Here is a 21,890-nt window from a genome sequence, read left to right as displayed (position 1 = left end):
AGTTTATGCCTGATGACCATAGCGACCTGGAACCACTCCTTCCCATCCCGAACAGGACAGTGAAACAGGTCTGCGCCGATGATAGTGCGGGTTCCCGTGTGAAAGTAGGTCATCGTCAGGCTCTTATAGCAAGGCAAACCCCCAGTCCCATAAAGACTGGGGGTTTTGTTTTATGGTTTGAAGGATTGAATTGCCAAAGAACAGGGGGACGTAATGCATATCTTTATCGTTGGCTCTGGCGCGTGGGGGACAGCCATGGCGGTGGCGGCGGCCCACCCGGCTTGTGGGCACCACGTCACTTTGTGGGCCCGCGACGCAGCCCAGGCTCAGGCCATCGAGGCGCAGCGCTGCAATGTTCGCTATCTGCCCGAGGTGCAGTTGCCTGCCGGGGTGCAGGTTGCCAGCGGCCCGCTGGAGGCGGCCTTGTCGACGGCGGGGGCCGATGTGGTAGTTGTCGGCACGCCGATGGCGGCCTTGCGTTCGACCTTGACGATTTTGGGAGATGCCGACATTACGGCCCCGGTGGCCTGGCTGTGCAAAGGTTTTGAAGCCCCGGCGCCGGGCCAGGCCGTGGGGTTGATGGCGCATGAAGTGGCGGCCCAGGTCGCTCCCGGTTTGCGCTGTGGCGCCCTGAGCGGCCCCAGTTTTGCTTTGGAAGTGGCCCGTGCCCAACCCACCTGCCTGGTGGCGGCCAGTGTTCATGCGCAAGTGCGCGAGGCTTTGCAGGCGGCTTTTCACAGTCCGGCGCTGCGCGTTTATGCCAATGCCGACATCGTGGGTGTGGAAGTGGGCGGGGCCGTGAAAAACGTCATGGCGATTGCCGCTGGCCTATGCGACGGCCTGCACCTGGGCCTGAATGCCCGGGCGGCTCTGCTGACGCGCGGTTTGGCGGAAATCACCCGCCTGGGGGTGGCTTTGGGCGCGAGGGCAGAAACTTTCATGGGTTTGTCCGGCATGGGCGATCTTTTGCTGACGGCCACAGGCGATCTTTCGCGGAATCGGAAAGTGGGCCTGCTGCTGGCCGAGGGCCTGACTTTGGACGCTGCCGTGCAATCCCTGGGGCACGTGGCCGAAGGGGTGTACAGCGCCCGTACCGTGGTGCAGCGTGCCCAGGCGCTGGGGGTGGAAATGCCGATTGCCACGGCGGTGGTGCAATTGCTGGCCGGTGAGCTTGATCCCCGGGCCGCTTTGGAACAGCTCATGGGCCGTGATCCGAAGGATGAGACTGCGTAAGCTGTATTCTTATAAAGATAGCTGCTTCCGTTCGTAAATAAAGGGATTGCGATAGTTTTCTATTGCAATCCCTTTATTTATATGCGGTAGAAGCTTCTTTTTTTAGAGTTCAAGTTCTAGCCTTAGCAGTTCTTCCACCGTCTGGCGGCGGCGAATCAGGCGGGCCTGGCCGTTGTCCACCAGCACCTCGGCGGCCAGCGGGCGGCTGTTGTAGTTGCTGGACATGCTGGCGCCATACGCGCCGGTGTTGTGGATGACCAGCAGGTCGCCCACCTGCGCATCGCCCAGCGGGCGCGGCAGCACCACGCCGCCGTCGCCCTGGGTGAATACGTCGCCCGATTCGCACAGCGGCCCGGCCACCACGCTGTCGCGTGTGGCGGGCAGCACGCCCTGGCCCCGGCGCTGCACGTGCATGCCGTGCCAGCTGCCGTACATGGCCGGGCGCATCAGTTCGTTGAAGCCGGTATCGACCAGCACGAAGTGGTTGTGCCCGGCGTTTTTTACCGCACGCACCCGGCCCAGCAGCACGCCGGCTTCGGCTACCAAAAAGCGGCCCGGCTCCAGCTCCAGGTGCAGGCCATGGCCGACGATGCCTTCGGCCTGCTTGCGGGCTGCATCCCACAGGCCGAAGTAATGCGCGGTGTCGATACGCGCCTCGCCCTCGCGGTAGGGGATGGACAGGCCGCCCCCGGCGGAAATCGCCTGCAGGTCATGCCCGGCCGCGTGGGTGGCGCGGACCAGATCGACCATCGCGCCGCACACCTGCTCCAGGTGGCCGTAGTCCACGCCGGAGCCGATGTGCATGTGCAGCCCGACCAGTTTCAGTTTGTTGGCGCTGACGGCCTGCAGGGCGGCGGCCAGTTCGGTATGCCAGATGCCGTGCTTGCTGTGTTCGCCGCCGGTGTTGGTCTTGTTGCTGTGGCCGTGGCCAAAGCCGGGGTTGATGCGCAGCCATACCGCATGGCCGGGGCTGGTCATGCCCAGCTGGTGCAGCATGTCGATGGAGCCGGCGTTCACCGGTATGCGGTGTTCGACCACGGTGGCCAGGGTGTCGGTATCCAGCACGTCGGCGGTAAAGACGATGTCCGACGGCTCGCCGCCCGCCTGGTAACCCGCCGCCAGGGCACGCAGGATTTCCCCGCGCGAGACAGCGTCCACCTTGACCCCTTGCTCGCGCATCAGGCGCAGGATGTGGATGTTGGAACATGCTTTCTGGGCAAAGCGCACGGTGTCAAAGCTTTGCAACTGCGCGATGCGGTTGCGGATGGTGGCGGCGTCGTACACCCACAGCGGGGTGCCGTGCTGGTCGGCCAGGTCTTGCAGGAGTTCGGGGGAGAAGGGGATGGTCATACGAAATGCTCACGATGAAAACGGTGGCGATCTTGGAGGCTTTTGTATATTTGGTCCAATGCTTGTTTTTCGGTAATTGATTCATTTTGGATATGCTTGGCGCATGAATGCACGTATCGCCCACCGCCATATCGAGGTTTTCCGTGCTCTGATGCTGTCCGGTTCCGCCACGGCGGCAGCGGCCCTGCTTCACACCTCGCAACCCACCGTCAGCCGTGAACTGGCGCGACTGGAACAGTTGCTGGGCTACGCCTTGTTCGAGCGTGTGCAGGGGCGCTTGCGTGCCACCGCACGGGCCTTGCGCCTGTGGCAGGAAGTGCAGCGCAGCTGGGCGGGGCTGGAGCAGGTGGCCGACTTTGCCCTGCAACTGGGCCAGGCCAGCGGGGCCAGTGTGCAGGTGCTGACGCTGCCCGCGTTCAGCCATGCGCTGTTGCCTGCCGCGCTGGCCCGTGTGCAGGCGCAACGGGGGCCGGTGGGCGTCAGCATCACCACCCAGGAAGCGCCCCTGCTGCAAGAGTGGATGAGCGCCCAGCGCTTCGACCTGGGGCTGGTCGAGCAGAGCGAAGCCCCGCCTGGCACCCGCGCTGTGGCCCTGGCCGTTCTCGGCGAAGTGGCGGTGCTGCCCGCAGGCCATCCCCTGGCGGCCAAGGCGGTGCTGGAGGCGCGGGATTTTGCCGATCAGCCCTTCATCAGCCTGGCGCCGGACGATTGCTATCGCCAGCGCATCGACGCCGCTTTCGCCCAGGCAGGCGTGCAGCGTCAGATGAATCTGCAAACGCACAGCGCGGTGGCGGTATGCGCGATGGTGCAGCAGGGCCTGGGCGTGGCCATCATCAATCCCCTGACGGCACGGGCCTGCGCGGGGGCGGATTTGCTGGTGCGGCCCCTGGCTTTTGCGATTCCTTTCGAGGTACATGCTTTGCTGCCGTTGCACCGCCCGGCAGTGGCCGAGGTCGAGGTGCTGCTGGCGGCGCTGGATGCAGTGCTGCGCGATTGCAGCGGCGGGACGGGCGCAGCCGGCCCTGTATGCAACACGTAAATACGATGATTACAAAAATGCCTTGTTGGCGAAGTATTGTGAGTTCTGACGCTGTTCCACGGTTGTCAGAGCGCTGTCCTGGAGGGCGGTTATGCTTGCCTCCCTCTTTGTTTGAAAGGAATCCCTATGCCCCCGCACAATCCCCTGTCTGCTTGGACGTTTGGCCCCATCCGTGTCCGCCGCTGTGCCTGCGGCAGTGTGGGTTGCGAGCAGTTGCATAACAAGGTGATGACCGATATGTCCCGCCGTTTTTTTGTGGGTGGGGCGGCGGCCATGCTGGCGCCTTTTGCGCTGGGGCCGGGGCTGGCACTGGCGCAAATCGCGCCCAGCAAGCCGCGTGTGCTGCTGACCAATTTGCGCTTGTTCGACGGTAGCGGCCAGCGTGTGCGTGAGGGCGTGCAGGTGCTGATCGAGGGCGATCGCATTCAGGCGCTGCTGGGCGCGAGCGAGCAGGTGGCCGATGCCGAGGTGATCGATTGCCAGGGCAAGCTGGTGATGCCGGGGCTGATCGATGCGCACTGGCACGCCATGCTGGCGGGGATTCCGGAGATGGTCGCCATGACCTCGGATGTGGGCTATCTGTACCTGAGCGCCGCGCAAGAGGCCCAGCGCACGCTGCTGCGCGGCTTTACCTCGGTGCGCGATGCGGGTGGCCCGTCCTTTGCCTTGAAGCGGGCGATCGACGAAGGCATGGTGGCGGGCCCGCGCATCTTCCCCAGCGGGGCCATGATTTCGCAGACCTCCGGCCACGGCGATTTCCGCCTGCGCACCGATTTGCCGCGTGCCGACAACGGGCCCTTGAGCCTGGTCGAGCGCGTGGGCGTGGCCATGATCGCCGACGGCGAAGACCAGGTGCTGCGCCGCGTGCGCGAGCAGCTCATGCTCGGGGCCACGCAGATCAAGATGCTGGCGGGCGGTGGCGTGGCCTCAATGTACGACCCGCTGGACAGCACCCAGTTCACCGACAAGGAGCTGCGTGCCGGCGTGGCCGCCGCCGACGATTGGGGCACCTACGTCATGGCCCATGTCTATACGCCCAAGGGTATCCAGCGTGCCATCCGTGCCGGGGTGAAAAGCATCGAGCATGGCCAGCTGGCCGATGAGGAAAGCGTGCGCATGATGCGTGGCGAGGGCGTGTGGTGGTGCCTGCAACCCTTTTTCGACGATGGCGAGGGCAATGCCTACGCCGATCCCCAGCGCCAGGCAAGCAAGCGCAAGACCTCCGAAGGCACGGAAAAGGCTTATGCCATGGCGCAAAAGCATGGCGTCAAGACGGCCTGGGGCACCGACATCCTGTTCAACCCCAAGAACACGGCCAGCCAGGGGCGGCATCTGGCCAAGCTCACCCGCTTCTACGACCCGCTTACCCTGCTGGCCCAGGCCACGGGCGTGAATGGCGAGCTGCTGGCGCTGTCGGGCGAGCGCAATCCCTATCCCCACACCCTGGGGCGTATCGCCGCCGGGGCGTGGGCCGACATCCTGGTGGCCGATGGCGACCCCAGTGTGAACCTGGACTTCCTGACCGAGCCAGAGCGCAATCTGCGCCTCATCATGAAGGGCGGCAAGGTCTATAAAAACACCTTGGGTTGAACCCGGAGCTGCCCATGCGCTGGATGCGTGTCTGCCTTTTGTGGCTGCTGTGTTGCCTGAGCGCAGGCTATGCGGGGGCGCAGGAAGCGGGGCTGGAAGCCCCGCAGCCCCAGGTGCTGCGCGTGTACAGCCGCAGCATCACCACCCTGGCCGGGGAGGTGGGCGGCTATACGCCCCAGGACCGGGTAGCGGCCGCAGAACAGCGCATCGAGAAAATTTTCAGCGCCCAGCCCCATGCCAGCGTGAGCAGCCGGGTGGATGCCAACGGTGCAGCCGTTATGTTGGGCGGGCAGCTGGCGTTTTACCTGCGGCCTGCAGACATCAATAGCCTGGATGGCGAGACCCTGGAGCAGCGTACCCAGGAAGCCGTGCAAGCCCTGGAGTTGGTGCGCGAAGACCTGAGCGTGTTGCACAACCCGACGGCGATGGCCAGGATGGTGGCCTGGGTGCTGCTGGCAACAGTGGCGGCTGTCCTGGCCTGGAAACTGTTGTGGCGCCTGCGCCGCTGGGTGTTGCTGCGGTTGCGCCATTGGGTGCATCCGGCGGTGCGTCTGGTCGGTGTGGTGGCCGGGCGCAAGGTGCGCATTGCCGTGCGCTGGATGTACCACGCCATGGCCTTGGTGTTTCTGCTGCTGGCTTTGGGACTGGCACATGCCTGGCTGTCGGTGGTACTGCACCAGATTCCCTATACCCGCGCCTGGAGCCTGAACCTCAACAGCCTGCTGTGGGAGTTTGCCCAGGATCGCCTGTGGGCGGTGTTGGAGCTGCTGCCCAATCTGCTCATTGCCCTGGTGATTCTGCTGGCCGCCCGCTACACGGCCCGTTTGGTGGCGTACCTGTTCGGGCGCATCGAGCGTGGCGATCTGGTGCTGGCCCAGTTCGACCGCGACACCGCTGCCACCACGCGGCGGTTGCTGGTGTTTGCCGTGTGGGTGTTCGCCCTGGCCATGGCCTATCCCTATCTGCCCGGGGCGCAGACCGAGGCGTTCAAGGGGCTGTCGGTGATGATCGGCCTGATGGTGTCGCTGGGCGCGTCCAGCCTGGTGGGGCAGTTTGCCTCGGGGCTGATCCTGATTTACTCCCGGGCGCTGAAGGTGGGGGAGTATGTGCAGATCGGCGAGGTCGAGGGCACGGTGGCGCAAATCGGCCTGTTTGCCACCAAGCTGCACACCAATTTGCGCGAGGAAGTGAACATCCCCAATTCCGGCCTGGTGGGCGAAAAGGTGAAGAACTTCTCACGGCTGACCCGAGGCGGCGGGGTATTGATTGCCGTGAACGTGACGGCCGGTTATGACACGCCCTGGCGGCAGGTCGAGGACATGCTGCTGGAGGTGGCCGACGATACCCCGGGCGTTCGCACCCACCCTGCCCCCAAGGTATTGCAGAAAAATCTCTCGGACACCGGCGTGGAATACGAATTGCGGGTGGCGATCAACGAGCCCAGGCACAAAGCCGCCATCGTCAGCCTGCTGCACGGCAAGGTGCAGGATGTGTTCACCCGGCAAGGCGTTGCCATGCTCTCGCCCCAATACATTGTGGAAATGGGACAAGAGTCGGCAGCGCCGGCAGGCGGTGGAAGCTAAACACGTTCTTAAAACTGCCAGGTGGCCCCCAGCAAGGGGCCGCCTTGCTGGATGTTGAGCAGCATGCCGTTCTTGCGGTAATCCACGGCCAGATGGCGGTAGCCCAGGGACAGATGGACGTTGTCCTTGAGCGCGTAATTGATGCTGCCCATGACCTGCCAGGTCGAGCGGGCGCCTACGCCGAAGCCCCCGACGTCGGCGTACAGCAGGCTGGACCAGCGAGGCGCCAGTTGCGAGCGCAGGCGCACGGCGATGACGGGGTCGACCCAATCGGCGCTGCCGCTGGCCCGGCGCTGGAGTGCCGGGACGGTGACCGAGGTGCGGATATGCCAGAAGCGCACGCCGCCAAGCGCATCCAGGTTGTGCCGGGGGTGGTCATGCAGCAACTGGTACCCAGCCAGGGCACTGATGGACGTCTGGCGCAATTTGCCCCGGATGCTCACCCCGGGCGGCAGCTTGCCAGCGTCGGAGAGTGAGGCGTAGGTCACGTCCCCCAAGGCGACAAAGCGCTGCTGGCGGGCCGTTGCGTGCAGAAAGAACGCGCCGTCGAGGTGGTTCAGGATTTCCGAAAACGATTTGCGCGAGTGCAGGGTGGGTGCCTGGGCCGTCGGGCGCATATCTCCGGCGGAACCGGCCATCCACACATAAGGCGTGACCTGAAAGCGCCATGCAGCAGCGTCAGGCGTTTGTGCCAGGGGCAGGCCTGGGGTGAGCGCCAGGGCGTACAGAAAGGGACGAAGCGGGTGCATACGGAGGGTGCGTGCGGGGTGTCGTATTCAAAAAAGCCACGCCTGTGCAGGGCGTGGCCGATGATGGATGGTAAGTGCCGAAGGCTTACTTCTCCAGCACGTATTCGCCCGGTGCATCCATCAGCACCGGGTAATTTTTTGCGCCCATGGTGGGCGGCTTGACTTCCGGGCCGCTGCTGCGTTCCTTGAGCCACCGGCTCCAGGTGGGCCACCACGAGCCTTCTTCGCGCGGGGCCTGTTCCAGCCAGTCTTCGTGCGACAGGTATTGGTCGCCCACCTTGCGCTTGAGGATCTGGTAGTAGCGGTTTTTGCGTCCCGGCTCGCTGACGATGCCCGCGTTGTGCCCGCCTTTGGTCAGGACAAAGGTCAGCTCGGCCGGCGTCATGTAGTGCAGCTTGTAGACCGAGCGCCAGGGGGCAACGTGGTCGGTGTAGGTGGCCACGCAGAAGATGGGGGTGCGCACGTCGGCCATGACCACGGGCTTGCCGCGTACCGGGTAGCGGCCCCCGGCCAGGTCGTTGTTCAGGAACAGGCGGCGCAGGTACTGGGCGTGCATCAGCGCGGGCATGCGGGTGGCATCGGCGTTCCAGGCCATCAGGTCGATCATCTTGCCGCGCTCGCCCAGCAGGTATTCATTGACCATGCGCGACCACAGCATGTCGTAGGAATTGAGCAGTTGGAAGGCGCCGACCATCTGCCCGGCCTTGAGGTAGCCGACTTCGCGCATCTGCGCCTCCAGCATGGCCAGCTGGCTGTCGTCGATGAACAGGGCGAGTTGCCCCGGTTCGGTGAAATCGGTCTGCGCGGTGAACAGCGTCATGCTGGCCAGGCGGTCCTGCCCATCACGCGCCATGGCGGCGTTGGCAATCGACAGCAGCGTGCCGCCCAGGCAGTAACCGGCGGCATGCACCTTCTGCTTGGGCACGATGGCGTTGACGGCGTCCAATGCGGCTTCTATGCCAAGGCTCAGGTAATCGTCCATGCACAGGGTGGCCTCGTCCACGCCGGGGTTCTTCCAGGAAATGCAGAACACCGTATGGCCCTGATCGACCATGTATTTGATGAGCGAGTTGTGTGCCGACAGATCGAGGATGTAGTACTTCATGATCCACGCGGGCACGATCAGCACTGGCTCGGGCTGCACCTTGTCGGTACTGGGGCTGTACTGGATGAGTTCGATCAGGCGGTTGCGGTAGACCACTTTGCCGGGAGTGATGGCGAGGTTCTTGCCCACTTCGAAGTTTTCTGTGCCCGCTGGCGGCAGGCCCTGGCTGGCGCGGCCCAGGTCGTCGAGGAAGTTGAGCATCCCATGTTGCAGGTTCGCTCCGTTCGTTTCCATGGTGCGTTGCAGCACCAGAGGGTTGGTCAGCGGGTAGTTGCCGGGCGAGAGCATGTCCACCCCCTGCCGGGTCAGGAAAGAGACTACGTCCTCATGGTGCTTGGAGACCCCGGGCAGCCCGCTGGTGGCCGCTTTCCACCACGCTTCGGTTTGCAGGAAGGACTGGCTGGTGACATTGAATGGCCACTGCTGCCAGGCTGGGTCGGCAAAGCGGCGGTCGGGCTTGGCGGCAGGCGTGTCCTTGCCGTTCGGGGCGGTAGGCAGAGCGTTTTGCCACAGTTGCTGCATTTGCTCGACCCCCAGGCTGAACAGCTCCAGGCGCTTGCCGGGGGCGAAGGCCAGATGTCCGGCCCAGTCGATGCCCGCCAGGGTCAGCGACATGGGGGACATCGAGTTGGTCACCTTGGCCAGGCCGGCCAGCATCTTGATGTCCAGCGGTGTTTTGCGGATGGCCGGGTGCAGGGTTGCCGTGGCCGGATCGTTGGCACAGCTGCCAGTCACGGGCAAATGGGGGGCAGAGGGTGGCGGGGCGGATTTCTCAGGCTTGGTGGACACGGGGGGAATTCTCCTTAGAGCAGTGTCTGAGAGGGATTTTTCGGGACAAAACAAGTTGTTAACAAGTTGTTATCGCAGGGAGTGTAGCTGCTCCCCAGGGCCGTGGTGCAGGAATGGCAGCCCTTTTGCTGCATGGCAACAAAAGGGCTGTTGGGCAGGTGCCGGGGCTTTGGCAAGCTGCGCTACCATGCTTGGCTGTCTTGCTGTTGAAGAATGCCCATGGAACCCGTGATGCCCCCCCTGGATGAGACGGAGATTTTTGCCGCTCCTCTATCCGATCTGCCTGAAGATGCCCAGTTGGCCCAACTGCGCCTGCCGCAGTTCTCGATGGAGTCCGAATCCAGCGTCCTGGGCGGCCTGCTGCTGGACAACAACGCCTGGGACCGCGTGGGCGATTTGCTGACCGAGGGCGACTTCTACCGCCACGAGCACCGCCTGATCTTCACGGCCGTCAGCAAGCTGGTGAACGATGGCAAGCCGGCCGACGTGATCACCGTCTTTGAATACCTGCAAGCCCAGGGCAAGGCGCAGGAGGTGGGCGGCATCGTCTACCTGAACCAGCTGGCGCAGTACGTGCCCAGCGCCACCAACATCCGCCGCTACGCCGAAATCGTGCGCGAGAAGGCCATCCTGCGCAAACTGCTGACGGCCAGCGACGAAATCGCCACCCAGGCGCAGAACCCCCAGGGCAAGCCGGTGGAGCGCATCCTGGACGAGGCCGAGCAGAAAATCTTCGCCATCGGCGAAGAAGGCTCGCGCATGAAACAGGGCTTCCAGTCGCTGGACACGCTGGTGGTCAACCTGCTCGACCGCGTGCAGGAAATGGCCGACAACCCGATGGACGTGACCGGCGTGCCCACCGGCTTTGCCGACCTCGACCGCATGACCAGCGGCCTGCAGGCGGGCGACCTGGTGGTGCTGGCCGCACGCCCGTCGATGGGCAAGACCTCGTTTGCCGTGAACATTGCCGAACACGTCGCCTTGCACGAGCAACTGCCCGTGGCCATCTTTTCGATGGAAATGGGCGCGGCGCAGCTGGCGGTGCGTATCGTCGGCTCCATCGGCCGCATCAACCAGGGCAACCTGCGCACCGGCAAGCTGACGGACGAGGAATGGTCGCGCCTGTCCGAAGCCATCGAATCGCTGCGCCAGGTGTCGCTGCACATCGACGAAACCCCGGGCCTGACCCCCTCGGAGTTGCGGGCCAACGCCCGCCGCCTGGCACGCGGCTGCGGCAAGCTGGGGCTGATCGTGGTGGATTATTTGCAGCTCATGAGCGGCTCGGGCAGCGGCAGCAGCGGCGACAACCGTGCGACCGAGCTGGGCGAAATCTCGCGCGGGCTGAAAATGCTGGCCAAGGAATTGCAGTGCCCGGTGATCGCGCTGTCGCAGCTCAACCGCTCGGTCGAGCAGCGCACCGACAAGCGCCCGATGATGAGCGACCTGCGCGAGTCCGGCGCCATCGAGCAGGATGCGGACATCATCATGTTCATCTACCGCGACGACTACTACAACAAAGACAGCAAAGAGCCGAACGTGGCCGAGGTCATCATCGGCAAGCAACGTAATGGCCCGACCGGTACGGTCAAGCTGTATTTCCAGAAAAATCAGACCCGGTTCGAAAATTTGGCCCTCAGTTCCGGTTACGAGCCGTAACCTTGTTGTAAATTCCCCGCCCTGAACTTTTGAATTAAAAATATTTTTGGGGCAGGGAGACACCATGTTCAGCTTTTGGAAGGCAAGGCGTACAACCTTGGCGCAGGCGGGCGCAGCGGTTCCCGTTCCTGCGTCAACCGCTCCGCCCGATGCCGCCGCAGCGGCCCCTTCCGTCCTGCCGGCCGATGCCGGTGTCTTGCCCTATTACCCTGATCTGGTTGAAGAATTGCTGGCCGAGCATGAGGCCGTGAGCATGCTGGAGCAGCGCCTGCGCCGTGCCTTCATGCGCCAGGACTGGCCACGGGTTGCCAAGCGGCTGCGGGAGCTGGGCACCCTGCTGCGCGGGCATATCCTGAAAGAGAACGTGCGCCTTTACGCTTTCTTACAGCAGGTAACGGAAAACGAGGCGGACATCGAAACCATGAAGCACTTCCGTCGGGGGGCGAAGGCGCTGTCCCAATCGCTGCTGGCCTTTTTTGAACGCTACGAAAACATCGACCAATTGCCACCCGAGCAGGCTGCCGCCTTTTTGGCCGATCTGGATGCCATCAGCCAGGCCATCCATGAGCGTATGCAAAGCGAGGAGCAACAGCTCTATCCCCTGTACAGAGGATATGCCGTGGCGGTGTAGGCCAGGAAGGCAGCAGAAAAGGCGAAGGCGTTGGATATTAAAAGAAGAGCTGTTTCCGCTTGTCTATCAAAGATTTCAGAATGTTTTTCATCTGAAAATAAATTAGAACAAGTGGAAACAGCTCTTTTTTATATAGCTCACGCCATGCGCAGAATGTAGATCAGCAACCCTGCCGTACACGCGCCCAGCACGGCGCAGGCCCAGGCCAGCCGGGTGGCGCCAGTGCGCAGCAGGCCCACGGTGTGGACGATCTGGGACTGCTGCTCGGCCATCTGCTCCAGCAGCGCGGCGCTGGTCTGCTGGGCCTGCTCCAGTTGCGCAATGCGCTGGTGCAACTGGGCGATATGCTGCAAGGCCAGCTCCCCGGCGTTGCCGACGGCGTCCGCCCCGGGCGGCAGAGGCGCCGTCGCCGTGGGAGCCGGGGACGGCGCGGGGCTTTTCTTCATCAGCCCCTTGGCGGTCTTGATGACGTCGGGCGCGGCCTGGATGACGTCGCTCCACGGCACCATCTTCAGCGCGGTGATCCAGCTGATCGCCATGGCTTACAGCACCTCGCTGGCAAAGTCGGCCAAGCGCGAGCGCTCGCCCCGCGCCAGCTGGATGTGGCCGCCGTGCTGCCAGCCCTTGAAACGGTCGACGACGTAGGTCAGGCCCGAGCTGCCTTCGGTCAGGTAGGGCGTGTCGATCTGCGCCAGATTGCCCATGCAGACGATCTTGGTGCCCGGCCCGGCGCGGGTGATCAGCGTCTTCATCTGCTTGGGCGTGAGGTTCTGCGCCTCGTCGATGATGACGAATTTGTTCAGAAAGGTGCGCCCGCGCATGAAGTTCAGGCTCTTGATCTTGATGCGGCTGCGAATCAGGTCGTTGGTGGCCGAGCGCCCCCACTCATGCCCGTTGCCGCCGCTGCCTTTGGCCAGGAATTCCAGGTTGTCGTCCAGGGCACCCATCCACGGGCCCATTTTTTCCTCCTCGGTGCCGGGCAGGAAACCGATGTCCTCGCCCACGCTGACGGTGGCGCGGGTCATGATGATCTCGCTGTAGCGCCGCGAATCGAGTACCTGGGCCAGTCCGGCGGCCAGCGTCAGCAGCGTCTTGCCCGTACCGGCCTGCCCGGTCATGGTGACGAAGTCGACCTCGGGGTCCATCAGCAGGTTCAGCGCGAAGTTCTGCTCGCGATTGCGGGCGTTGACGCCCCAGACATTGTGCTTGGCGCTGCCGTAGTCGCGCAGCACCTCCAGCACGGCGGTCTCGCCGCGCAGTTCCACCACGCGGGCGTACAGGCTGGGTTCGCCCGGTGCTTCGAAGTAGACGAACTGGTTGATGAGCAGCTGCGCCGTCATCGGCCCGCGCAGGCTGTAGAAGCTGCTGTTGCCCTCCTGCCAGCTTTGCACGTCCTTGGCCTTGCGCCAGAAATCGGCGGGCAGGGCCAGAGCGCCGGTGTAGAGCAGGTCGTCGTCGTCCAGCACCTTGTCGTTGTGGTAATCCTCGGCGGACAGGCCCAGGGCGCGGGCCTTGACGCGCATGTTGATGTCCTTGGACACCAGAATCACCTCGCGCCCCTGCTTCTCCTGCTCGCGCAGTGCCTGCACCACGCCCAGGATCTGGTTGTCGGCCTTGCCCTGGGGCAGGGACAGCGGCAGGGTGTAGTGCAGCGGCACGGTCTGGAAAAACATCTGGCCGGTCACGCCCTTGTTGCCGGTGGCGTCCAGTTTCAGGCCGGCAGCCAGATCGGTGTCTTTCTGCGCCTCGACCAACGCATCCAGCGTGCGGCTGACCTGGCGGCCATTGCGGGCCACCTCGGTGCTGCCGCGCTTGTGGCTGTCCAGCTCCTCCAGCACCACCATGGGCAGGAAGATGTCGTGCTCCTGAAAGCGGAACAGGCAGGTCGGATCGTGCAGCAGCACGTTGGTATCGAGGACGAACAGGCAACGTTTGCTGCGTTTGCTGCGCTTGGGGGCTGCAACGGCCGCTTGCACGGGGGCAGCCGTTTTGGGCACAGCGGCGGGGGCGGTAGCCGCCGTTTTGCTGGCCGCCTTGGGGGCTGCACTGGTGCGTTTCGTGGCAGCAGGCGCAGCAGCCACGGTGGTTTTTGCGGCAGGGGCCGCCACCGGTGCGGTGGCAGCCTGCGCCCGCAACTGGGCCAGCCCTTGTGCGGCGGCGGTGGTGGCGGCGCTGGCCTTGTCCTCGGTGCTGCGGGTTTTGGGGGAAGCGGTTTTTTTCGCGGGGGCGCTGGCGGCGCTGGATGTCAGACGGGCGGCGCGGCTTTTCGGGGCGGGTGGCAAAGGCATGGAGTCACCTGTAATACAAAAAAACACAGCCGCCAAGGCAAAGGCCCGGCGGCTGTGTCTGTTTCAAGGGCACGGGGCAATCAGCCCATTATGCAGTGACTGATACGGATGAATGCCCGATGGGTGCTTGCTGGCCGGCTCAGGCGGCGACGGCCTGTTTCGCCGCCGCTTTCAAGCCCTTGACGGCCTTGAGGACTTCGTCGACGTGGCCCGGCACTTTCAGGCCGCGCCATTCCTGCACCAGAAGGCCGTCGGCGTTGACCAGGAAGGTCGAGCGCTCGATGCCCTTGACCTTCTTGCCGTACATGATCTTGTTCTTCACCACGCCGAACATGTGGCACATTTTTTCTTCGGTGTCGGCGATGAGTTCAAAGGGCAGCTCCAGCTTTTCCTTGAAATCGTCGTGCGACTTCATGTTGTCGCGGGACACGCCGAAGACGATGGCCCCGGCTTTTTCAAAATCCTTGAACTTGTCGCGGAACTGCATGGCCTCGGTGGTGCAGCCCGGGGTGTTGTCCTTGGGATAGAAGTACAGAATCAAGGTTTGACCATTGTGTGAAGTGTTCGTGACCTTCACGCCGCCGGTGGCCTGCGCCTCAAATTCGGGAAGGGGTTTATTGACAACAATCGCCATGCGCCTATCTCTCGGGTGTAGTTTTTGGAAAAACCGAGGGGCCAGGCCAGAATATGATTGTTTTTATCTTCTGTCCCGATCGCCCCTCGACCGCAACCTGTAATTGTACCCTGAAACGGTAATTTTGATGAGGGGCGTCCCGATACTACTCTAAAACCAAGGCTGCTAGCACATTACGGCCTTCCATTGCCAAAACGTTGTATGTACGCAGCGCAGCCGGGGTATCCATGGTTTCGACGCCGATGCGCTGCTGCATGAACGGGCGCAGCCAGCCGGGGTGGACGAATCGCAGCCGCGCTCCGCTGCCCAGCAGCAGCACTTCCACGCCCTGGCACTGCGCGGCCAGGGTTTCCAGGTGGGCGGCGCTGATGTCGTCGAAGCGCGGACAGGCCCACGGCTGCAGCAGGCCGCCGGAGCCGATCAGCAGGCTGCCGTGGTGCTGCACCTTGTCCACGGCCAGCCAGCCGGGGCCGTAGCCGGTGATGAGGGGGATGCCTGCGGCGCGTTCGGCCTGGAATTTCATAAAACGTTTCCTCAGTGATTTGGCGAAGGTGCGCCCCCTGTTTCGTGTGGGCTTGCCTGCATTTATCTGTGGTCAAATTGTAGGTTTCACCGCAGGGCACTGGGCGCTGCGGTGCTGCTAAAGGTGAAGCGCTATGAGGACCGTGACCAAATCCGCCAAACTTGCCAACGTCTGCTACGACATCCGTGGCCCGATCATGGACGCGGCCAAGAAGATGGAGGAAGACGGGCAGAAGATCATCAAGCTCAATATCGGCAATCTGGCGGTATTCGGCTTCGATGCCCCGGAGGAGGTGCAGCAAGACATGATCCGCAACCTGCCCAATTCCGCCGGGTATTCGGACAGCAAGGGCATTTTCGCGGCCCGCAAGGCGGTGATGCACGAAACCCAGACCCAGGGCATCAAGGGCGTGACGCTGGACGACATCTACCTGGGCAACGGCGCATCGGAACTGATCAGCCTGGCGACCAACGCCTTGCTGGACGATGGCGACGAGCTGCTCCTGCCCGCGCCCGACTACCCGCTGTGGACGGCGGTGACCAGCCTTTCGGGCGGCACGCCGGTGCATTACCTGTGCGACGAGGCTAACGGCTGGATGCCCAGCCTGGCCGATATCCGCAGCAAGATCACGCCACGCACCAAGGGCATCGTGGTGATCAACCCGAACAACCCCACCGGGGCGCTGTACAGCCGCGAGCTGCTGCAGGAGATCGTGAACATCGCCCGCGAGCACGGGCTGGTGATTTTTGCCGACGAGGTCTACGACAAGGTGCTCTACGACGGCGCGGTGCACACGCCGCTGGCCAGCCTGTCGACGGATGTGCTGACGCTGACCTTCAATTCGCTCTCCAAGGCCTACCGCTCGTGCGGCTACCGCGCCGGGTGGATGGTGGTGTCGGGCGACAAGAAACCGGCCAAGGACTATATCGAGGGGCTGAACATGCTCTCGAACATGCGCCTGTGCGCCAACGTGCCGGGGCAGTGGGCGGTGCAGACCGCGCTGGGCGGCTACCAGAGCATCAACGACCTGATCTGCGAGGGTGGCCGTCTGCGCACGCAGCGCGATCTGGCCTATGAGCTGATCAACGCGATTCCCGGCGTGTCCTGCGTCAAGCCGCAAGGGGCGCTGTACATGTTCCCGCGCCTCGACCCCGAGATCTATCCGATTGCCGACGATCAGGAGTTTTTCCTGGAGGTGCTGCAGGAAACCAAGGTCATGCTGGTGCAGGGCACGGGCTTCAACTGGCCGCACCCGGACCATTTCCGCATCGTCTTCCTGCCGCACGAGGCCGATCTGCGCGAGGCGATCAACCGCCTGGCCGACTTCCTGGCCAAGTACCGCCAGCGCATGGGCACGGACAAGCTGCTGGCCAAACCAGCGAAAAAAGCCAAGGCCGAGGCATAAAACAGGAGCTTCTTCCGCACGGTATACAACGATTTCAGATATGAATGACCTTGAAATCAAGGAATGAACAGCGGAAACAGCTCTTGTTTTTGAAACTCCGGCCTCGGCGTTTGCATCACTTTCCCTTCAATTTTCAGAAAACACCATGAAACCCATCCAAGTCGGCCTTCTGGGCATTGGCACCGTCGGTAGCGGCACGTTTGCCGTTTTGCAGCGCAACCAGCAGGAAATCGCCCGCCGCGCCGGGCGCGGCATCGAGATCACGATGGTGGCCGACCTGGATACCGAACGCGCCCGCGCCATCGTCGGCGACACGGTGCAGGTGGTGAACGACGCCCGCGCGGTCATCGCCAACCCGGACATCGACGTGGTGGTGGAGCTGATCGGCGGCTACGGCATCGCCAAGGCGCTGGTGCTGGAGGCGATTGCCGCAGGCAAGCACGTCGTCACCGCCAACAAGGCGCTGCTGGCGGTGCATGGCACGGAAATTTTCCAGGCCGCGCACGACCAGGGCGTGATCGTTGCGTTCGAGGCGGCGGTGGCCGGCGGCATTCCCATCATCAAGGCGCTGCGCGAGGGCCTGACGGCCAACCGGATCCAGTGGGTGGCCGGCATCATCAACGGCACGACCAACTTCATCCTGTCCGAGATGCGCGACAAGGGGCTGGACTTCGACGTGGTGCTCAAGGAAGCCCAGCGCCTGGGCTACGCCGAGGCCGACCCGACCTTCGACATCGAAGGCGTGGACGCCGCGCACAAGGCCACCATCATCAGCGCCATTGCCTTCGGCATTCCGGTGCAGTTCGACAAGGCCCACGTCGAGGGCATCACCCAGCTGGCCGCCGCCGACATCAAATACGCCGAGCAACTGGGCTACCGCATCAAGCTGCTGGGCATCACCAAACGCGCCGACAAGGGCGTGGAGCTGCGCGTGCACCCCAGCCTGATTCCGGCCAAGCGCCTGATCGCCAACGTGGAAGGCGCGATGAACGCCGTGCTGGTGCAGGGCGATGCCGTGGGCGCCACGCTGTACTACGGCAAGGGCGCCGGCAGCGAGCCGACGGCCAGCGCCGTGATTGCCGATCTGGTCGACATCGCCCGCCTGCTGGATGCCGACCCGGCGCACCGCGTGCCGCCGCTGGCCTTCCAGAGCCACACGCTGGTGGCGGCTTCGGACGCGCTGCCCATCCTGCCCATGGCCGAGGTGGTGACCAGCTACTACCTGCGCATCCGCGTGGCCGACGAGGCGGGCGTGCTGGCCCAGATCACCGGTCTGATTGCCGGTGCCAACATCAGCATCGACGCCGTGCTGCAGCGTGAAGCCGATGAAATCGGCGGCGAGGGCAGCACGCAGACCGACCTCATCATCCTCACCCACGAAACGCGCGAAGGAGACATGGATGCCGCCCTGGCGCACATCCAGGCGCTGCCCTCGGTGCTGGCGCCGATCACGCGCATCCGCAAGGAGGAGCTGAACTGATGCACTACCTGTCCACCCGGGGCGATGCCACCGCCCGCAAGTTCTGCGACATCCTGCTGGCCGGGCTGGCCCCCGATGGCGGCCTGTACCTGCCCGCGCACTACCCGCAGATCGGCACCGAGCGCCTGGGCCAGCTGCGCCGGATTTATGCCGAACAGGGCTACGCCGCCCTGGCGTTCGAGATTCTGTCGCTCTACATCGACGACATCCCCGCCGACGACCTGCGGGCCATCTGCCGCAAGACGTATACCGAGGAAGTGTTCGGCACCGCCGCCATCACTCCGGTGCGCCAGCTGGAAGGCCAATTGCACGTCGAAGCCCTGTCCAACGGCCCCACGCTGGCCTTCAAGGACATGGCGATGCAACTGCTGGGCAACCTGTTCGAGTACGAACTGGCCCGACGCGGCGAGCAACTGAACATCCTGGGCGCCACCAGCGGCGACACCGGCAGCGCCGCCGAATACGCCATGCGCGGCAAGCAGGGCGTGCGCGTGTTCATGACCAGCCCGCACGGGCGCATGAGCCCCTTCCAGCAGGCGCAGATGTTCAGCCTGCAGGACGAGAACATCCACAACCTCGCCATCGAGGGCGTGTTCGACGACTGCCAGGACATCGTCAAGGCCGTCAGCAACGATCTGGCGTTCAAGGCGCAGTACAAGATCGGTACCGTCAATTCCATCAACTGGGCGCGGCTGCTGGCGCAGGTGGTCTACTACTTCGCCGGCTACTTCCAGGCCACGCAAAGCAACGACCAGCAAGTCAGCTTCACCGTGCCCAGCGGCAACTTCGGCAACGTCTGCGCCGGCCACGTGGCCCGGCAGATGGGCCTGCCCATCGCCAGGCTGGTGGTGGCCACGAACGAGAACGACGTGCTGGACGAGTTCTTCCGCACCGGCGTCTACCAGGTGCGCGGCGCGGCGGCGACGTTCGAGACCTCCAGCCCGTCGATGGACATCAGCAAGGCCAGCAACTTCGAGCGCTTCATCTTCGATCTGGTGGGCCGCGACGGTGCCCGCACCCAGGCGCTGTTTGCCCAGGGCGTGGGCCAGGAAGGCCGCTTCGATCTGAGTGGTGATCCGGTCTTTGCCGACATCCAGGCCAGGTTCGGCTTCGTGAGCGGCAAAAGCACCCATGCCGACCGGCTGGCCACCATCCGCGACAGCTACCGGCGCCTGGGGCAGATGGTCGATACCCACACCGCCGACGGCATCAAGGTGGCCCGCGAGCATGTGGGCGCCGAGCCGATGATCGTGCTGGAGACGGCGCTGCCCATCAAGTTTGCCGCCACCATCGAGGAAGCCCTGGGCCGCCAGCCGGACCGCCCGGCGCAGTTCGACGGTATCGAGAGCCTGCCCAAGCGCGTGCAGGTGCTGCCTGCCGATGTGACCCAGGTCAAAGCCTATATCGCCCGGCATTGCGATTGACCGGAGACCGATCGGCTCGACTGAAAATATCGGTTAAAAATGGCAACGGCGCTTGTAAATCAAGCGCCGTTTGCTATTGAAAACAGTAAGATCGTAAACACGTTCTAAGAACCTAAACACGTTCTAAAAGGATTGCCATGCACGCCCTGGGTTTCGCCGCGTATTCCGGCACGGGCAAGACCACCTTGCTGGAAAAAATCATCGCCTTGCTGCGCGGGCAGGGCCTGCGGGTGGCCACCGTCAAGCACGCGCACCACGACGTGGACATCGACCAGCCGGGCAAGGATAGCTGGCGCCACCGCCAGGCCGGGGCCAGCCAGGTGCTGCTGGTGTGCGACCGGCGCATGGCCCTGGTGCAGGAGTTCGATGCGCCGCAGGACATGGACGTCCACGCCATGCTGGCCCAGCTCGACCCGGGCATGGACTGGGCGCTGGTCGAAGGCTTCAAGCAGGGCGACCTGCCGAAAATCGAGCTGTGGCGTGCACCTGCGCCGGGCAAGCCGGGGCGTCCTTTGCTGTGCTTGACCGACCCCGGCGTGCTGGCGCTGGCCACCGATGCGCCGGACAGCCTGCCCCACCCCGTGCCCGCGCATGTCGCGCTGCTGGATTTGAACCAGCCCGAGGCCATCGCCGCCTGGATGCTGGCGCAAGGGGAGCGGCTACAGTATGTGCCACCGAAAATTTCCTGATTTGCCATGTCTGCCGCTCCACTCACTCCTTTAGAAGACGCTTTGGCCGCTCTGCTGGCCCAGGCGCAGCCGCTCCCTGGCGGGGCTTCTGTCGATTTGCTCCAGGCCGATGGCCGGGTGCTGGCGGCGGACTGCATTGCGCCCTTGCAGGTGCCGCCGCTGGACAACTCGGCCATGGACGGCTACGCCGTGCGCAGCGCCGAGGTATCGGCGGCGGGCACGGTGCTGCCCGTCAGCCAGCGCATTCCCGCCGGGCAGGTGGGCACGGCGCTGCAACCGGGCACGGCAGCGCGGATCTTTACCGGGGCGCCGCTGCCGCCGGGGGCGGACGCCGTCGTCATGCAGGAGGAATGCACGGTGCTGGCCGATGGCCGCGTGCGCTTCGACGCCGCTGCGCAGCCCGGCCAGTTCGTGCGCCGCGCCGGGCAGGACATTGCCCTGGGCAGCACGGCCTTGCAGGCCGGTCTGCGCCTGACCCCGGCGGCGCTGGGGCTGGCGGCCAGCCTGGGGCTGGCGCAACTGCCGGTGACGCGCCAGCCCCGGGTGGCGCTGTTTTCCACCGGCGACGAGCTGGCGCTGCCCGGCAGCATCGCCCCGCAGGATTTGCCGCCGGGCCATATCTTCAACAGCAACCGCTATGTGCTGGCCGGACTGCTCAAGCGCTGGGGTTGCGAAGTGGTGGATGGCGGCATCCTGCCCGATGACCGTGCGGCCACCCACGCCGCCCTGGCGCGGGCCGCCGAGGATTGCGACCTGCTGGTGACCAGCGCCGGAGTGTCGGTGGGCGAGGAAGACCATGTGCGCCCGGTGGTCGAGCAACTGGGGGCGCTGTCGCTGTGGAAGATCGCCATGAAGCCGGGCAAGCCCTTTGCCTTCGGCCACCTGCGCCGCAGCGGCAATGACGGCAATACCGCAGGGCAGGCGCACTTTATCGGCCTGCCGGGCAACCCGGTGTCCAGCCTGATTACGGTGCTGATGCTGCTGCGCCCCTTTGTGCTGGCCTTGCAGGGCGCCAGCGTGGTGCAGCCGCAAGCCCACTGGGTGCTGGCCGATTTCGACATCCGCAAGCCCGACAGCCGCCGCGAGTTCCTGCGCGTGCGCCGCAATGGCGCGGGGCGGCTGGAGCTGTTTGCCAACCAGAATTCCGGCGTGCTGACCTCTACCGTCTGGGCCGAGGGCCTGGTGGACAACCCGGCCCAGACCCTGATTGCACGCGGCGACAGCGTGCGCTTTTTGCCTTTTTCGGAGCTGCTCACATGACCAGGACGATTACCGTGCGTTACTTTGCCTCGATCCGCGAGGCCATGGGCACCGGCGCGGAAACGCTGACCACCAGCGCCGCGACCGTGGCTGCCTTGCGCGAGGAACTGGCCCGGCGCAGCGCCCAGGCCACGCAGGCGCTGTGTGGCTCGCAGCCGGTGCGTTTGGCGCTGAACCAGAACATGTGCCCGCCCGACGCACCGATTGCAGCGGGCGATGAGGTGGCATTTTTTCCGCCGGTCACCGGGGGATAGGCAGTTTTTGGCTGCCATTGGCTGCAAAAAGCCGGCAGTTGCAGGCTTTGTGCTCAATTGAATCCAAAATGCCGACTTCGGTCGGCATTTTTGCGTGGATTTGCCGGTCAATGGCGGCGGTTGGAACGCACTGCCTTTTTCATGCCGGGAGGCTGACCGGGTGGCGGGCGGCTTCCTAGAATCGCCCCCATCACATCAGGGACGGATT

The 21,890-nt window shown here is 64.2% G+C and carries 19 protein-coding genes and 1 rRNA gene; 13 read left to right on the top strand and 7 right to left on the bottom strand.

Translation table 11 applies throughout. The features are described from left to right. The first annotated feature begins 8 nt into the window (after window positions 1-8). Both rrf and ACFO3A_RS09805 read left to right on the top strand, forming a co-directional pair. A 5S ribosomal RNA gene (rrf, locus tag ACFO3A_RS09810) occupies window positions 9-121 on the top strand. Window positions 122-213: 92 nt separating this feature from the next. Next, window positions 214-1,233: an NAD(P)H-dependent glycerol-3-phosphate dehydrogenase gene (locus ACFO3A_RS09805; RefSeq protein ID WP_377725957.1), complete on the top strand. Its 1,020-nt coding sequence runs from the start codon at window positions 214-216 to the stop codon at window positions 1,231-1,233. Between the two features lie 102 nt (window positions 1,234-1,335). On the opposite strand, the gene lysA is transcribed toward ACFO3A_RS09805, so the two are convergent. After that, a complete protein-coding gene (lysA, locus tag ACFO3A_RS09800; RefSeq protein ID WP_377725956.1) occupies window positions 1,336-2,583 on the bottom strand; it encodes a diaminopimelate decarboxylase in 1,248 nt (415 codons plus the stop codon). Window positions 2,584-2,686: 103 nt separating this feature from the next. Between lysA and ACFO3A_RS09795 the strand changes: the two genes are divergently transcribed. From ACFO3A_RS09795 to ACFO3A_RS09785, 3 genes are all read left to right on the top strand, one after another. Further along, a complete protein-coding gene (locus tag ACFO3A_RS09795; RefSeq protein ID WP_377725955.1) occupies window positions 2,687-3,622 on the top strand; it encodes a LysR family transcriptional regulator in 936 nt (311 codons plus the stop codon). 126 nt (window positions 3,623-3,748) lie between these two features. After that, window positions 3,749-5,212, top strand: coding sequence for a metal-dependent hydrolase family protein (locus ACFO3A_RS09790; protein WP_377725953.1), 1,464 nt, complete (start codon window positions 3,749-3,751; stop codon window positions 5,210-5,212). Between the two features lie 14 nt (window positions 5,213-5,226). After that, a complete protein-coding gene (locus ACFO3A_RS09785; RefSeq protein WP_377725952.1) occupies window positions 5,227-6,795 on the top strand; it encodes a mechanosensitive ion channel family protein in 1,569 nt (522 codons plus the stop codon). Between the two features lie 8 nt (window positions 6,796-6,803). Here the strand turns inward: ACFO3A_RS09785 and ACFO3A_RS09780 are convergent, their stop codons facing one another. Both ACFO3A_RS09780 and ACFO3A_RS09775 read right to left on the bottom strand, forming a co-directional pair. Continuing rightward, on the bottom strand, window positions 6,804-7,544 hold the full coding sequence (locus ACFO3A_RS09780; protein ID WP_377725951.1) for a hypothetical protein: 741 nt from the start codon (window positions 7,542-7,544) through the stop codon (window positions 6,804-6,806). An 85-nt stretch (window positions 7,545-7,629) separates the two neighbouring features. Beyond that, window positions 7,630-9,438 carry a PHA/PHB synthase family protein gene (locus tag ACFO3A_RS09775; RefSeq protein ID WP_465251380.1) on the bottom strand — a complete coding sequence of 603 codons (1,809 nt, stop codon included), beginning with the start codon at window positions 9,436-9,438 and terminating at the stop codon, window positions 7,630-7,632. Between the two features lie 219 nt (window positions 9,439-9,657). Here ACFO3A_RS09775 and dnaB point away from each other — a divergent pair, with 219 nt between their 5' ends. Together dnaB and ACFO3A_RS09765 are read left to right on the top strand one after the other, a co-directional pair. After that, window positions 9,658-11,094, top strand: coding sequence for a replicative DNA helicase (gene dnaB, locus ACFO3A_RS09770; protein ID WP_377725949.1), 1,437 nt, complete (start codon window positions 9,658-9,660; stop codon window positions 11,092-11,094). A 64-nt stretch (window positions 11,095-11,158) separates the two neighbouring features. Further along, a complete protein-coding gene (locus ACFO3A_RS09765; protein ID WP_377725948.1) occupies window positions 11,159-11,725 on the top strand; it encodes a hemerythrin domain-containing protein in 567 nt (188 codons plus the stop codon). 137 nt (window positions 11,726-11,862) lie between these two features. On the opposite strand, the gene ACFO3A_RS09760 is transcribed toward ACFO3A_RS09765, so the two are convergent. From ACFO3A_RS09760 to ACFO3A_RS09745, 4 genes are all read right to left on the bottom strand, one after another. Continuing rightward, window positions 11,863-12,264, bottom strand: a complete 402-nt coding sequence (locus tag ACFO3A_RS09760) for a hypothetical protein (protein WP_377725947.1) — start codon at window positions 12,262-12,264, stop codon at window positions 11,863-11,865. Window positions 12,265-12,267: 3 nt separating this feature from the next. After that, window positions 12,268-14,013 (bottom strand): PhoH family protein, encoded by a 1,746-nt coding sequence (locus ACFO3A_RS09755; RefSeq protein ID WP_377725946.1) that lies wholly within the window; start codon window positions 14,011-14,013, stop codon window positions 12,268-12,270. Window positions 14,014-14,152: 139 nt separating this feature from the next. Continuing rightward, window positions 14,153-14,647, bottom strand: a complete 495-nt coding sequence (locus ACFO3A_RS09750) for a peroxiredoxin (RefSeq protein WP_377725944.1) — start codon at window positions 14,645-14,647, stop codon at window positions 14,153-14,155. A 145-nt stretch (window positions 14,648-14,792) separates the two neighbouring features. Next, window positions 14,793-15,170 carry an Mth938-like domain-containing protein gene (locus ACFO3A_RS09745; protein WP_377725943.1) on the bottom strand — a complete coding sequence of 126 codons (378 nt, stop codon included), beginning with the start codon at window positions 15,168-15,170 and terminating at the stop codon, window positions 14,793-14,795. Window positions 15,171-15,303: 133 nt separating this feature from the next. On the opposite strand from ACFO3A_RS09745, the gene ACFO3A_RS09740 reads away from it, so the two are divergent. The 6 genes from ACFO3A_RS09740 to moaD all read left to right on the top strand — a co-directional run bounded on the left by ACFO3A_RS09740 (window position 15,304) and on the right by moaD (window position 21,682). Next, complete coding sequence (locus ACFO3A_RS09740) at window positions 15,304-16,575, top strand: pyridoxal phosphate-dependent aminotransferase (protein WP_377725942.1); 1,272 nt, start codon at window positions 15,304-15,306, stop codon at window positions 16,573-16,575. Window positions 16,576-16,720: 145 nt separating this feature from the next. Beyond that, on the top strand, window positions 16,721-18,055 hold the full coding sequence (locus ACFO3A_RS09735) for a homoserine dehydrogenase (RefSeq protein WP_377725941.1): 1,335 nt from the start codon (window positions 16,721-16,723) through the stop codon (window positions 18,053-18,055). Then, window positions 18,055-19,479 carry a threonine synthase gene (gene thrC, locus ACFO3A_RS09730; protein ID WP_377725940.1) on the top strand — a complete coding sequence of 475 codons (1,425 nt, stop codon included), beginning with the start codon at window positions 18,055-18,057 and terminating at the stop codon, window positions 19,477-19,479. Before ACFO3A_RS09735 ends, thrC begins: the two co-directional genes overlap by 1 nt. Window positions 19,480-19,616: 137 nt before the next feature. Further along, on the top strand, window positions 19,617-20,168 hold the full coding sequence (gene mobB / locus ACFO3A_RS09725) for a molybdopterin-guanine dinucleotide biosynthesis protein B (RefSeq protein ID WP_377725939.1): 552 nt from the start codon (window positions 19,617-19,619) through the stop codon (window positions 20,166-20,168). 6 nt (window positions 20,169-20,174) lie between these two features. Beyond that, entirely contained in the window at window positions 20,175-21,428 is a 1,254-nt protein-coding gene (locus tag ACFO3A_RS09720; protein ID WP_377725938.1) for a molybdopterin molybdotransferase MoeA, read from the top strand. Beyond that, complete coding sequence (gene moaD, locus ACFO3A_RS09715) at window positions 21,425-21,682, top strand: molybdopterin converting factor subunit 1 (RefSeq protein WP_377725937.1); 258 nt, start codon at window positions 21,425-21,427, stop codon at window positions 21,680-21,682. The genes ACFO3A_RS09720 and moaD overlap by 4 nt, the downstream gene beginning before the upstream one ends. Window positions 21,683-21,890 lie beyond the last annotated feature (208 nt).

The organism is Comamonas nitrativorans, assembly GCF_042654765.1.
GTDB classification, from domain to species: Bacteria; Pseudomonadota; Gammaproteobacteria; order Burkholderiales; family Burkholderiaceae_C; genus Comamonas; species Comamonas nitrativorans.
Note: the sequence above shows the minus strand (reverse complement) of the source record. Positions and strands in the feature narration are given on the sequence as shown.